We start from the raw sequence: 12,275 nt of genomic DNA, 5'->3' as shown, positions 1-12,275 counted from the left end.
GGAACCGGCGCACCCCTCCTTGACGCCAGGGGCTCTGCCAGAGGGCTTGCCGCGCCCATGAAAAAGCCCGCCAAGGGGCGGGCTCTTGCACGGGGGTGGGCCTCAGATGGCCTTTTCCAGCTCGGGGATCAATTCGAACAGGTCACCCACCAGGCCGTAGTCGGCCACCTGGAAGATCGGCGCCTCCTCGTCCTTGTTGATGGCGACGATCACCTTGGAGTCCTTCATGCCCGCCAGGTGCTGGATGGCACCGGAGATGCCCACCGCGATGTACAGCTGCGGCGCGACGATCTTGCCGGTCTGGCCGACCTGCATGTCGTTGGGCACGAAGCCGGCGTCCACCGCGGCGCGCGAGGCACCCACGGCAGCGCCCAGCTTGTCCGCCAGGGCGTAGAGGATCTTGAAGTTGTCGCCGTTCTGCAGACCGCGACCACCGGAGACCACCACCTTAGCGGCGCCCAGCTCCGGACGGTCGGACTTGGCCAGCTCTTCGCCGACGAAGCTGGAGATGCCGACGTCCTTTACCAGGCTCACGCCTTCGATGGCGGCGGAACCGCCCTCGGCGGCGACCGGATCGAAACCGGTGGCGCGCACGGTGATCACCTTGATCGGCGCCGTGGAGCGCACGGTGGCGATGGCGTTGCCGGCGTAGATCGGACGCTTGAAGGTGTCGGCGGATTCGACGGCGATGATCTCGGAGATCTGGTCGACGTCGAGCAGTGCGGCGACGCGCGGCAGGAAGTTCTTGCCATTGGTGCTGGCAGCGGCCAGGACGTGGCTGTAGTTGGCGGCCAGCTCGACCACCAGCGGCGCGACGTTTTCCGGCAGCTGGTGAGCGTAGGCGGCGTTGTCGGCCAGGAGCACCTTGCTGACACCGGCGACCTTGGCGGCGGCGTCGGCGACCGGCTGGGCATTCTGGCCGGCGACCAGCACGTGGATATCGCCACCGATGGCCTGGGCCGCGGCGACGGTGTTCAGGGTAGCGCCGAAGAGGTTGGCGTTGTCGTGGTCGGCAATGACGAGAATGGCCATCAGATCACCTTCGCTTCGTTCTTGAGTTTTTCGACCAGTTCGGCCACGGACTTGACCTTGATGCCCGCCTGACGACCGGCCGGGGCTTCCACCTTGACCACCTCGTAGGAGGCCTTCACCGCCACGCCGAGGGCGTCCGGGGTCAGGGTTTCCAGCGGCTTCTTCTTGGCCTTCATGATGTTGGGCAGCGAGGCGTAGCGCGGCTCGTTGAGGCGCAGGTCGGTGGTCACCACCGCCGGCAGCTTGAGCGCCACGGTCTGCAGACCGCCATCGATCTCGCGGGTCACGTTGAGGCCGTCACCGGCCTGCTCCACCTTGGAGGCGAAGGTGCCCTGGGCGAAGCCGGTCAGGGCCGCCAGCATCTGGCCGGTCTGGTTGTTGTCGCTGTCGATGGCCTGCTTGCCCAGGATCACCAGCTGGGGCTGTTCCTTGTCCACCACGGCCTTGAGCAGCTTGGCAGTGGTCAGCGACGACAGCTCGGCAGTGCCGGTGTCGATCAGCACGGCGCGATCGGCGCCCAGTGCCAGGGCGGTACGCAGTTGCTCCTGCGCCTGGGCGGGACCCGCGGTCACGACCACGATCTCGCTGGCGATACCCTTTTCCTTCAGGCGCACCGCTTCTTCCACGGCGATCTCGCAGAAGGGGTTCATGGACATCTTGACGTTGGCCAGGTCGACACCGGTCTGGTCGGCCTTGACGCGGACCTTGACGTTGTAGTCCACCACGCGTTTGACAGCTACGAGAACCTTCATGAATCCCTCGATTTATTCTGGTGAATAAACAGGACGCCAAGGCGGCCTTGCGTTGGACACGACCCCTGCCGCTCCAACCTTGTTGCAAATTCTTCTTATGTTGACCTCCACGGCAGCAGGGGTCAACGCGACAGTCCGTCAGGGGCCAGTAACTCCCGAGTCTAACAGGCTTGCAGAAAATTTAAACAAACGTTTGAATGGGTGCCAGGGAGCACGCGGGATATAATGAAGTCTTTTGTTGCACCCCTACATAAATAACCAGATCGTGAGCTTTGCCTGAGGAGAGTGAGCCGTGGAACGCGAATACATGGAATTCGACGTGGTGATCGTCGGGGCCGGCCCCGCGGGCCTGTCCGCGGCCTGTCGTCTCAAGCAGCAGGCGGCCGAGAAAGGCCAGGAGATCAGCGTCTGCGTGGTCGAGAAAGGCTCCGAGGTCGGCGCCCACATTCTCTCCGGTGCGGTCTTCGAACCGCGCGCCCTGGACGAGCTCTTTCCCAACTGGAAGGAACTGGGCGCGCCCCTGAACACCCCGGTCAAGCGCGACGACATCTACCTGCTCAAGGACGAGCGTCAGGCGACCAAGGTACCGAATTTCTTCGTGCCCAAGCCCATGCACAACGAGGGCAACTACATCATCTCCCTGGGCAACCTCTGCCGCTGGCTGGGCCAGCAGGCCGAAGCCCTGGGCGTGGAGATCTATCCGGGCTTTGCCGCCCAGGAGCCGCTGATCGATGAGCACGGCGTGGTGCGCGGCATCATCACCGGCGACCTGGGCGTGGATCGCGAAGGCCAGCCCAAGGAGGGGGTCTACACCCCCGGCATGGAACTGCGCGGCAAGTACACCCTGTTCGCCGAGGGCTGCCGTGGCCATCTGGGCAAGCAGCTGGGCCAGAGATTCAAGCTCGGCGAAGGCGCCGATCCGCAGCACTACGGCATCGGCATCAAGGAGCTGTGGGAGATCGACCCGGCCAAGCACGAGCAGGGCCTGGTGATCCACACCTCCGGCTGGCCGCTGGACAAGGAGAACCCGGGGGGTTCCTTCCTCTATCACCTGGAAGACAATCAGGTGGTGGTCGGGCTGATCGTCGATCTGGCCTACAGCAATCCGCACCTCTCGCCCTATGACGAGTTCCAGCGCTACAAGCACCACCCGGTGGTGGCCCAGTACCTGGAAGGCGGCAAGCGCGTCTCCTACGGCGCCCGCGCCCTGGTCAAGGGCGGCCTGAATTCCCTGCCGAAGATGGTCTTTCCCGGTGGCGCCCTGATCGGCTGCGACCTGGGCACCCTCAACCCGGCCAAGATCAAGGGCAGCCATACCGCCATGAAGTCCGGCATGCTCGCCGCCGACGCCATCGTCGCCGCGCTGGCGGCCGGTCGCGAAGGTGATGAACTTCAGGGCTACGTCGATGGCTTCAAGGGCAGCTGGCTGCAGGAGGAACTCCATGCCAGCCGCAACTTCGGTCCGGCCATGCACAAGTTCGGTCCGCTGCTCGGCCCGGCCTTCGCCTTCGTCGAGCACAACCTGCTGGGGGGCGCCCTGCCCTTCACCCTGCACGATCGGCGCATGGACCACACCTGCCTGAAGAAGGCCGACGAGGCGCCACGCATCAGCTATCCCAAGCCGGATGGCAAGCTGAGCTTCGACAAGCTGTCCTCGGTGTTCCTCTCCAACACCAACCACGAGGAAGACCAGCCGGTTCACCTGAGGCTCAGGGATCCCTCGATTCCCATCGCGCAGAACCTGCCGCTGTATGACGAACCCGCCCAGCGCTACTGCCCGGCCGGCGTCTACGAGGTGGTCCGCGATGGCGGCGAGCCGCGCTTCCAGATCAATGCCCAGAACTGCGTCCACTGCAAGACCTGCGACATCAAGGACCCGGCGCAGAACATCACCTGGGTGGCGCCGGAAGGCAGCGGGGGCCCCAACTACCCCAACATGTAAGCGTAAAAAAGGGCCCCGAGGGGCCCTTTCTTCATTCAGCGGGCGCTACGGGAAAGAAGCTGCCACGGCTCCAGAGACCGAGCCAGGAACGGCCCTCGTGGTCACTCTCCTCGACCCTCTCCATCAGCCGGTAGAACACCGCCCGATTGAGCCGCGCCTCCAGACCGCCACGCACGCGCACATAGGGTGCCGGCTGGTCATCCTGCTCCTCAAAGCGCAATGGATGTTCGGCATCGACGGCGACCCTGTCGCCCACGTTCGTAACCAGATCCAGGATCTGCTCCTGGCCACTGCCACGCCATTCGACGTCCACGGCCAGAAAGGGTGCGTCTTCCACCTGGATGCCCACGCATTCCACTGGCGTCACCAGTACGAAGCGCTCGGGATCGCGGCGCAGGATGGTAGAAAACAGCCGCACCATGGCCGGTCGGGTGATGGGGGTGCCCTGGTGATACCAGGTGCCGTCCCGGGCGATGCGCATGTCGATGTCGCCGCAGAAGGGCGGATGCCAGAGCTCCACGGGCGGCAGCCGGCCCTCTTCCGCAGCTGGCAACTGCGCCAGCAGGTTGCGCGTCACATCGACCTGGCTCACGTCCTTCTCCTCTAGCGGCTGCCCAACCCCAGTAGGCGTTGAGCGTATTGGTTGAGCGCCGGTCCGAGCAGGTCTTCCGGACGCTCGTCATAGAACGTCAGGAAGCCGCCACGACTGCGGATCCGCGCCGTGTCCACCAGGCGGAAGGTGGCGACCTCCACCAGCATCATCTGCACGACGCTGCGATCGCGCCCTACCCGGCCGATGTCGTCCTGGTCTTCCCACTCTTCCCAAGTCCCGATGCGATCGTCCGCACCGGCGAAGCGGGTGTAGAGCACATAATGGGCCCCAAGCTGGCGGGCCTTGGCCATGGCCTCGTCGAAGCCCTCCGGCTTGTCCGCCCGACGCACCCGGGGGAAATACTCCACGAAGCCCTTGAAGGCCTCTTCCGCCACCACGTTCGGGCGGGCATAGGGATGGCCGAGGGGCACGAAGGCGCCCTGGGCTATGTAGATGTAGGAGTCGGCCTGCAGCCGAAAGTTGTTCAGCCGCTGGGTCTTGCTGTAGTCGAGCAGCCCCGCATCGCGCAGGTGGTACTCGACCCCGGACGCCATGTCGCTGACGTTCATGCAGCCACCCAGAGCGGCCAGCAGCACGGAAATGAACAGAAAACGCAGTGTGACCATGGAAAGCAGACCCCTGTCCGGCGCCAAGTTGCCGTCGATACAGGGGCCTTAGCAGCTTTCGCGCCAGCTTGAGGCGCAGCGGGTAGATCAGCCGCCGATGATCTTCATGACCGTCACGCCCCCCGAGAAGGCCACGTCCTGCTTGTCGCCCAGCGCCTTGACCAGCAGCCGCTGCAACGCCGGCAGCGCCAGGTGCCGCGGCTTGTCCAAGAGATCGCCGACATAGTGGCGGTTGCTCGACGACAGGCAGCCGTGCAGCCAGCCCGTGGACGACAGCCGCAGTCGCGAGCAGGTCCGGCAGAAGGGCACGCTTTCATTGGCGATGACGCCGAAATGCCCGCCCGACTCGACGCGATAGCGCAGCGCGGTGGAGTCCACCGGCGCATCGGCCTGCACATAGGCGTGGCGCGAGCCGATGATCTCCAGCAACTCGGCCAGGGAGACCAACTGGTTGTTGAACGCGACCGGATCCTTCGCCAGGTGGCCCATGCGCATCAGCTCAATGAATCTGAGTTCGAAGCCGCGCTCCAGGCAGTAGTCCAGCAACGGCAGCACCTGATCGAGATTCTGGCCACGCAGGGGCACCATGTTGAGCTTGATCTTGAGACCGGCCGCACGGGCCGCTTCGAGTCCGGCCAGCACTGTTGCAAGATCGCCCCCCCGCGCCAGACGCGGAAAGGCCTCGGCATCGAGGGTATCCAGGGAGACGTTGAGCCGGCGGATGCCGTGGTCGATGAGGAAATCCAGCTTGCGCGGCAGCAGCTGACCATTGGTGGTCAGGCTGATGTCCTTGAGACCGAGCTGGGAGACGCGGGCGAGAAAGGGTTCCAGCCGCGGCGTGACCAGGGGTTCGCCCCCGGTGATGCGCAGCCGTTCGATACCGGCGGCATCGATGAGGTATTCCACGCCCCGTGCCATGGTTTCGGCACTGAGTTCGTCCTGCGCAGCCACGAGCCGCTTGCCGTTGGGCACGCAGTACGTACAGGCATAGTTGCAGGCCGCCGTGAGGCTGATCCGCAAGTTGCGAAACGCCCTACCCTGGCGGTCAACGATCATCTTGGGGGTTACTCCAGTGGGACAAGAGAAAAGGGATGGCGCGGCATCCCTCGCCTCTATCGGACCCTAGGATCGGACAGGCGTTTCGACGTCTCGCTTGCGCCGGTTGCCCATGCGAACGCCGATCTCCATGAGGAACTGGAAGAAGCCTTCCTGATCCTCCAGCACGTCGCGCCAGAACGGCGAATGGTAAAGGGCCACGGCCCCGTGCACCAGCGCCCAGGCGGCGCAGTAGTGGAAATAGGGCGGCACGTCCTCGAGCTTGCCTTCGTCGATGCGGCCTTCGATCAGGCTGGTCAGCCGCTGGAAGTTGGAGGTGCGGATGCTGTGCAGCTGCTCGACCAGTTCGGGCACCTGCCGCGTCTTGACCACCTTCTCCTCGAGGCGATCGAACAGGCGGTAGCGCTGCGGATCGCTCATGCGGAATTCGAAATAGGCGCGGGAGAGCGCTTCGCGGTCGCGGGCAACGTTGTCCGACTGGAACAGCTCGGCCAGGTCCCGTTCGTAATCCAGCATCAGCCGCAGATAGATCTCGGCCTTGGAATTGAAGTGTTTGTAGATGGTGCCTTTGCCGATACCGACCGCCTCGGCGATCATCTCGACGGTGACGCTGTCTTCTCCTTCGGAGAGAAACAGCTGCAGGGCGGTATCGAGGATTTCCTGTTCGCGGCGACGGAACTCGCGGACTTTGCGGGATTCTTTCTGCATGGCAGCCCACTTGTTGTTTTGAAAAGGGATAGGGCCTTCGAATCGCCAGTCACCCCTCGGCATACCGGCACTTCGTCACACCTTGGGCGAGCTGCACCGAAAGCATCGGTGAACCGCGCGGGCGCGCCCCTTATTATGCCCCATCACACCCAGATTGTACGGATCGAGTCAATGTCTTCCTGGAAGCACGAATTCCCTCAGGCCTACGCCATGAGATACCTCAACCACGCGGCCGTGGCCCCGTGGCCCAAGCGCGCCGCGCAGGCCGTCACCGAATTCGCCGCCGAAAACTGCCAGTACGGTGCGCGCAACTATCCGACCTGGCTGGTCATGGAACAGCGCCTGCGCGAGCGCCTGACCCGCCTGCTCAATGCGCCGTCCAGCAGCGACATCGCCTTGGTGAAGAACACCTCCGAGGCTCTCTCCTTCGTCGCCTTCGGCCTCGACTGGCAGAGCGGCGACCAGGTAGTGATCAGCGACGAGGAGTTCCCCTCCAACCGGGTGGTCTGGGAAGCCCTGGCGCGCTTTGGCGTCGAGGTGGTGGAGGTCAGTCTGGGTGACACCCCCGAGGCCAATCTGTTGGCCGCCTGCGGTCCGCGCACCCGCCTGATGGCCATCAGCGCCGTGCAGTACGCCAGCGGCCTGCGCCTGGACCTGCCCCAGCTGGGCCAGGGCTGCGACGCCAAGGGCGTGCTGCTGTGCGTCGATGCCATCCAGCAACTGGGCGCCCTGCCCTTCGATGCCCAGGCCTGCAACTGCGCCTTCGCCATGGCCGACGGCCACAAGTGGATGCTCGGCCCGGAAGGCCTGGGGGTGTTCTATTGCCGCGCCGATTTGCGCGAGCAGCTGAAGCTGCACGAATACGGCTGGCACATGCTGGACAACGCCGGCGACTACAGCCAGCGCGAATGGCAACCCGCCAAGACGGCGATGCGCTTCGAGTGCGGCAGCCCGAACATGCTTGGCGCGGTGGCCCTGGAGGCGAGTCTGTCGCTGCTGGAAGATGCCGGCATGGAACAGGTGGGCAAAGACCTGCTGGCACGGATCGAGCTGCTCGACAGCCATATCCGCCGTCTCCCCGGTGCTGTCCTGCATTCACCGGTCGCTGCCGAGCGCCGCTCGGGCATCCTCACCTTCTCGCTCGAGGGCTGGGACAATCGGCAGCTGTTCGAGCGACTCAAGACCGCCGACGTGGTCTGCGCCCAGCGCGGTCCGGGCATCCGCCTGTCGCCGCATTTCTATACCAGCGAGCACGTGCTGGAGCAGACGCTGGATCTGATCGGGGCGCTGGCACGCTTCTAAGGGCCTGAAAGGCCCGAGATAGCCAGTGTCGGGACGGCGCTATTCCAAAACTGTTTAAAAAACGTCCAATCCCGACTGGACCTTTCCCCGAGCTGGCCAATACTCAAGTGACTGGTCGCGTCGACCCCCGCGGCGCGGGCCAGGGAGGCGGCTCTCCGTCTGGGCGAACCGCTGGTCCGGCCCGGGTATCCCAGGATACCCGGGCCATTTTTTGCCTAGGTCCTGTACGAAAAGTCGCCGAGCGACGATCAGGCGAGGCGAAAAAGGCTGAGGAAGCGGAGTTTACAAATGGTAAATGAGCATTCCGAAGCCTTTTTCAACGAAGCATCATCGAGCGCAGGCACTTTCCGTACAGGACCTAAAGGGTGGCGCGGGGAAACAGCCGGTGGAAGTTGGCGGTGGTCTGCTCGGCGAGGGTTTCCAGGGTCACCCCGCGCACGTCGGCCAGGCACTGGGCGACCTCGACCACGAATTGCGGCAGGTTGGCCTTGCCGCGGTGGGGCACCGGCGCCAGATAGGGCGAATCGGTTTCCACCAGCAGGCGATCGGCCGGCACCTGGCGCGCGACGTCGCGCAGATCGGCGGCATTGCGAAAGGTCAGGATGCCGGAAAAGGAGATGTAGAAGCCCAGATCCAGCGCCGCCTTGGCCGTTGCCCAGTCCTCGGTGAAGCAGTGCAGCACCCCGGCGCCCGGCAGGTCGGCGGCCCCCAGCATGGCCAGGGTATCGGCGCGCGCCTCGCGGGTGTGGATCACCAGCGGCAGCCCCGTGCGCCGAGCCGCCTCGAGGTGCAGGCCGAAGGAGCGCTGCTGGATCTCGGCGGTGTCGGGCTGATAGTGATAGTCGAGGCCGGTCTCGCCGATGGCGGCGACGCGCGGATGGGCCAGCCGCGCCAGCAGCCAGTCGAGATCGATGGCGCTGCCCTGAGCGGCATCCAGCGGATGGATGCCCACGGCGCAGTGGACGTCGGCATAGCGTTCGGCCAGGGCCTGCACCGTGGGGGCATTGCCGGCATCGACGCCGATGCAGAGGAACTGGCTGACACCCCGGGCGCGCGCGGCATCGAGCGCTGCATCCAGGGAGCCGTCATGAAGGGAAAGATCGAGTCGATCCAGGTGACAGTGGGAGTCGACGAAGTGCACGAGAAATAGCCTTGAATCAGCAGCGACGCCCCGCCCCGAGCGGGACGGCGCAGGCGTCACATGGTATGGGTGGGACGGTCCGACTTCAGCGAGCCGGCCAGATAGGTTTCGATCTTGTTGCGCGCGGTATTGTCGCCTTCGTTGAACTGCACGCCGACCCCGGCGGCTCTGTTGCCCTGGGCGCCCTTGGGTGTGATCCAGACCACCTTGCCGGCGACCGGGATCTTGTCCGGCTCGTCCATCAGGTTGAGCAGCATGAAGACCTCGTCGCCGAGCTTGTAGGTCTTGCCGGTCGGGATGAACAGGCCACCGTTGCGGATGAAGGGCATGTAGGCGGCGTAAAGCACCGACTTGTCCTTGATGGTGAGGGACAGGATGCCATTACGGGGGCCCAGGTTCTGCGGCAAACTCATGAGATTCTCTCGACACAGGCAAGACGGACGCGCGGATCGCTAGCGTCCGGGCACCAGACCGGCCCAGCGGATCAACAGCGATTCCAGCAACAATACGCGGTTGAGGTTGGCTTTGCCCAGCACCTTCTGCCGCTCGGCATGCAGCCATTCCTGCAGGGCCAGCACCTCGTGCGGCGCGCTCTTCTCCGCCAGATAACCCAGCACCTTGGCCATGTCCGGCGCAGCCTCGGCATCGGCGCCACCCCACTGCTGGCGCAGGACACCATGGGTCCATTCGCAGAACCAGTCGAGCAGCAGCGGCAGGGGCACGGCATTCCAGCTCTCGGCCAGCTGACTGGGCGCCGCCTGGCGCTTGAGCAGGCGCTTGACCCCCTCCACCACCAGGGCCCGGCGGGCCAGCACGTCCTCGCCATGCAGACGCAGGGCCGCCAGCGGCGAGCCGCCGGCCAGCACCAGCAACTGGGTACGGACCTCCGCCTCGAGGTCCGGCAGACGCTCGCCCAGCCAGGCGAGACTTTCGGCCCGCGAGGGCACCGGACAGGCCTGTTGCACGCAGCGACTGCGCACGGTGGGCAGCAGGCGACTCGGCTGGTGGCTCACCAGCAGCAGCACGGTAGCGCCCGAGGGCTCTTCCAGGCTCTTGAGCAGGGCGTTGGCGGCATTGAGGTTCATCGCCTCGACCGGCTCCAGCAGGATCAGCTTGCGCCCGCCCAGCTGGGCGGTCTGGGAGACGAAGTCCACCAGCCCGCGGATCTGATCGACGCGAATGGGCTTTTCGGCCTCTTCCGGCTGGATCACGCAGTAATCGGGATGGGTCCCCGCCCTGAGCAGGGCGCAGGCCTTGCACTGGCCGCAGGCGGCAGCGCCCTGGGGCGCCTGGCACAGCAGCAGCGCGGCCAGGCGCTCGGCCAGGTCGCGCTTGCCGATGCCGCGCGGGCCATGCAGCAGATAGGCATGGGGATGCTGTCGCCGGGGCCAGATCCGCGCCCAGAGCTCCTCCTGCCAGGGATAGACGTCAGCCACCTGGCGTCGGCTCCAGGGTGGCGACCAGGGCGCGCAGCTCCGCCTGCACCTCGGCCAGACTGCGCGAGGCATCGATCAGGCGATAGCGCGCCGGCACGGCCTGGGCACGGTCCAGGTAGGTCTGGCGCACCGCCTCGAAGAAGGCGCGCTGCTCCTGTTCGAAACGATCCAGGGCGCCGCGCCGGGCTGCCCGCGCCAGGCCGATCTCCACCGGCAAGTCGAAGACCAGGGTCAGGTCGGGTTGCAGGTCGCCCAGCACGAAGGCTTCCAGGGTGGCGATGCGTTCCACGGGCACACCGCGGCCGCCGCCCTGATAGGCATAGGTCGCATCGACGAAACGATCGCAGAGCACCAGGGCACCGCGCGCCAGGGCGGGCCGGACGACCTGGGCCAGGTGCTGGGCGCGGGCGGCGAACATCAGCAGCAATTCGGTATCCACCGCCATGGGCTCGGCGGCCGGCGCCAGCAGGATCTCGCGGATGCGCTCGGCCAGTGGCGTGCCGCCCGGCTCACGGGTCAGCACCACCTCGCGCCCACCGCTGCCGAGGAGTTCGGCGAGATAGTCGCGGTTGGTGCTCTTGCCCGCGCCCTCGGGGCCTTCGAGGGTGATGAACAGGCCATTTGCCGTCATGGGGTTTCCTTGCTGTCGGGCGTCTGCGGAGCGGGACTGGAGCGGTAGTCGGAGCGCCGCTTGAGCTGGAAGTCGCGAACCGCCTGGTTGTGCGCCTCCAGGTCCTTGGAAAAGACATGGCTGCCGTCGCCACGGGCGACGAAGTACAGGCTGTCGCCGTCCTTGGGATGCAGCGCCGCATGGATGGCCTCGCGACCGGGCATGGCAATCGGCGTCGGCGGTAGTCCCGCGTTGAGATAGGTGTTGTAGGGCGAGGGCTCGCGCAGATCGGCGCGGGTGATGCGGCCGTTGTAGCGCTCGCCCATGCCGTAGATCACCGTAGGATCGGTCTGCAGCAGCATGCCGGCCGCCAGGCGACGGACGAAGACCCCGGCGATCTCGTCGCGCTCCTCGGGCACGCCGGTCTCCTTCTCCACCAGCGAGGCCATGATCAGTGCCTGGTAGGCATCCTTGTAGGGCACCGCGGGATCGCGTGCCTGCCACTCCTGATCGAGCACGGCCTGCAGGCGTTGATTGGCCTGGCGCAACAGGTCGGATTCGCGCTGACCCTTCACATAGCGATAGGTATCGGGAAAGAAACGCCCTTCGGGGTGCTGGCCGTCCAGGCCCAGGCGCTTCATCAGGGCGGCATCGTCCAGCTCGGCGGTGTCGTGCTCGAGCTTGGGCTGCCGCGCCAGGGCGGCGCGTACCTGACGGACATTCCAGCCTTCCACCAGGGTAAGGCCGTACTGCACCACGTCGCCCTTGCGCCAGAGGCTGAACAACTGCTCCACCGTCATGCCGGGGGTCAGGCGGTATTCACCGCTGTGCAGCGTCTGCCCGGCCAGATTGAAGCGCCAGTACAGGCGCAGCCAGAAGGCGCCATCAAGCACGCCCTGCTCTTCCAGGCGCAGCAGACTGCCCCCCGGGGTTCCGCCCTTGGGGATCTCGATCAGTTGCTCGCCGTCGACCTTCAGCGGCTGAATCAGCGCCTGGTGCTGGCGCCAACCGGCCAGGACCAGCAGCAGGCCGCCAGCGGCCAGCAGCGCCGTAAGCAGAGCTCTCGCCTTGCGCATCG

General features: G+C 65.7%; 13 protein-coding genes. 2 read left to right on the top strand and 11 right to left on the bottom strand.

Annotation, left to right across the window (positions count from 1 at the left end):
- Positions 1–102 precede the first annotated feature (102 nt).
- Complete coding sequence (locus tag ACZ5R1_RS06685; protein ID WP_464712931.1) at positions 103–1,032, bottom strand: electron transfer flavoprotein subunit alpha/FixB family protein; 930 nt, start codon at positions 1,030–1,032, stop codon at positions 103–105.
- A complete protein-coding gene (locus tag ACZ5R1_RS06680) occupies positions 1,032–1,784 on the bottom strand; it encodes an electron transfer flavoprotein subunit beta/FixA family protein (RefSeq protein ID WP_027599021.1) in 753 nt (250 codons plus the stop codon). The genes ACZ5R1_RS06685 and ACZ5R1_RS06680 overlap by 1 nt, the downstream gene beginning before the upstream one ends.
- 292 nt (positions 1,785–2,076) lie before the next feature.
- Here ACZ5R1_RS06680 and ACZ5R1_RS06675 point away from each other — a divergent pair, with 292 nt between their 5' ends.
- The gene (locus ACZ5R1_RS06675; protein WP_464712930.1) at positions 2,077–3,726 is read left to right on the top strand and encodes an electron transfer flavoprotein-ubiquinone oxidoreductase; all 1,650 of its coding nucleotides are present in this window, start codon (positions 2,077–2,079) and stop codon (positions 3,724–3,726) included.
- 31 nt (positions 3,727–3,757) lie between these two features.
- Here the strand turns inward: ACZ5R1_RS06675 and ACZ5R1_RS06670 are convergent, their stop codons facing one another.
- The 4 genes from ACZ5R1_RS06670 to ACZ5R1_RS06655 form a co-directional block, all read right to left on the bottom strand.
- Positions 3,758–4,318: a DUF1285 domain-containing protein gene (locus tag ACZ5R1_RS06670; protein WP_464712929.1), complete on the bottom strand. Its 561-nt coding sequence runs from the start codon at positions 4,316–4,318 to the stop codon at positions 3,758–3,760.
- 11 nt (positions 4,319–4,329) lie between these two features.
- Entirely contained in the window at positions 4,330–4,944 is a 615-nt protein-coding gene (locus tag ACZ5R1_RS06665) for a DUF4823 domain-containing protein (protein ID WP_115946467.1), read from the bottom strand.
- Between the two features lie 87 nt (positions 4,945–5,031).
- Positions 5,032–6,000 carry a GTP 3',8-cyclase MoaA gene (locus ACZ5R1_RS06660; RefSeq protein ID WP_027599025.1) on the bottom strand — a complete coding sequence of 323 codons (969 nt, stop codon included), beginning with the start codon at positions 5,998–6,000 and terminating at the stop codon, positions 5,032–5,034.
- A gap of 66 nt (positions 6,001–6,066) precedes the next feature.
- Complete coding sequence (locus ACZ5R1_RS06655) at positions 6,067–6,708, bottom strand: TetR/AcrR family transcriptional regulator (protein ID WP_007160588.1); 642 nt, start codon at positions 6,706–6,708, stop codon at positions 6,067–6,069.
- Positions 6,709–6,879: 171 nt separating this feature from the next.
- Here ACZ5R1_RS06655 and ACZ5R1_RS06650 point away from each other — a divergent pair, with 171 nt between their 5' ends.
- Positions 6,880–8,010 carry an aminotransferase class V-fold PLP-dependent enzyme gene (locus ACZ5R1_RS06650; protein ID WP_442441189.1) on the top strand — a complete coding sequence of 377 codons (1,131 nt, stop codon included), beginning with the start codon at positions 6,880–6,882 and terminating at the stop codon, positions 8,008–8,010.
- Between the two features lie 358 nt (positions 8,011–8,368).
- On the opposite strand, the gene ACZ5R1_RS06645 is transcribed toward ACZ5R1_RS06650, so the two are convergent.
- Genes ACZ5R1_RS06645 through mltG form a run of 5 tightly spaced genes read right to left on the bottom strand, consistent with a single transcriptional unit; the run spans position 8,369 to position 12,273 of the window.
- A complete protein-coding gene (locus tag ACZ5R1_RS06645) occupies positions 8,369–9,151 on the bottom strand; it encodes a TatD family hydrolase (RefSeq protein WP_132831911.1) in 783 nt (260 codons plus the stop codon).
- A 56-nt stretch (positions 9,152–9,207) separates the two neighbouring features.
- Positions 9,208–9,564 carry a PilZ domain-containing protein gene (locus tag ACZ5R1_RS06640; RefSeq protein ID WP_017641886.1) on the bottom strand — a complete coding sequence of 119 codons (357 nt, stop codon included), beginning with the start codon at positions 9,562–9,564 and terminating at the stop codon, positions 9,208–9,210.
- 39 nt (positions 9,565–9,603) lie between these two features.
- On the bottom strand, positions 9,604–10,587 hold the full coding sequence (locus ACZ5R1_RS06635; RefSeq protein WP_027601562.1) for a DNA polymerase III subunit delta': 984 nt from the start codon (positions 10,585–10,587) through the stop codon (positions 9,604–9,606).
- Positions 10,580–11,218 (bottom strand): dTMP kinase, encoded by a 639-nt coding sequence (gene tmk / locus ACZ5R1_RS06630; RefSeq protein WP_027599029.1) that lies wholly within the window; start codon positions 11,216–11,218, stop codon positions 10,580–10,582. The genes ACZ5R1_RS06635 and tmk overlap by 8 nt, the downstream gene beginning before the upstream one ends.
- Positions 11,215–12,273, bottom strand: a complete 1,059-nt coding sequence (gene mltG, locus ACZ5R1_RS06625; protein ID WP_464712928.1) for an endolytic transglycosylase MltG — start codon at positions 12,271–12,273, stop codon at positions 11,215–11,217. The genes tmk and mltG overlap by 4 nt, the downstream gene beginning before the upstream one ends.
- Between the last annotated feature and the right edge of the window lie 2 nt (positions 12,274–12,275).

It is taken from the genome of Pseudomonas sp. Pso3, assembly GCF_055393275.1.
Note: the sequence above shows the minus strand (reverse complement) of the source record. Positions and strands in the feature narration are given on the sequence as shown.

What these genes read in the sequence shown, in the direction of transcription:
- ACZ5R1_RS06685 (WP_464712931.1), bottom strand. Translation starts at nt 1,032, where the DNA reads ATGGCCATTCTCGTCATTGCCGACCACGACAACGCCAACCTCTTCGGC.
- ACZ5R1_RS06680 (WP_027599021.1), bottom strand. Translation starts at nt 1,784, where the DNA reads ATGAAGGTTCTCGTAGCTGTCAAACGCGTGGTGGACTACAACGTCAAG.
- ACZ5R1_RS06665 (WP_115946467.1), bottom strand. Translation starts at nt 4,944, where the DNA reads ATGGTCACACTGCGTTTTCTGTTCATTTCCGTGCTGCTGGCCGCTCTG.
- ACZ5R1_RS06660 (WP_027599025.1), bottom strand. Translation starts at nt 6,000, where the DNA reads ATGATCGTTGACCGCCAGGGTAGGGCGTTTCGCAACTTGCGGATCAGC.
- ACZ5R1_RS06655 (WP_007160588.1), bottom strand. Translation starts at nt 6,708, where the DNA reads ATGCAGAAAGAATCCCGCAAAGTCCGCGAGTTCCGTCGCCGCGAACAG.
- ACZ5R1_RS06650 (WP_442441189.1), top strand. Translation starts at nt 6,880, where the DNA reads ATGTCTTCCTGGAAGCACGAATTCCCTCAGGCCTACGCCATGAGATAC.
- ACZ5R1_RS06640 (WP_017641886.1), bottom strand. Translation starts at nt 9,564, where the DNA reads ATGAGTTTGCCGCAGAACCTGGGCCCCCGTAATGGCATCCTGTCCCTC.
- tmk (WP_027599029.1), bottom strand. Translation starts at nt 11,218, where the DNA reads ATGACGGCAAATGGCCTGTTCATCACCCTCGAAGGCCCCGAGGGCGCG.
- mltG (WP_464712928.1), bottom strand. Translation starts at nt 12,273, where the DNA reads ATGCGCAAGGCGAGAGCTCTGCTTACGGCGCTGCTGGCCGCTGGCGGC.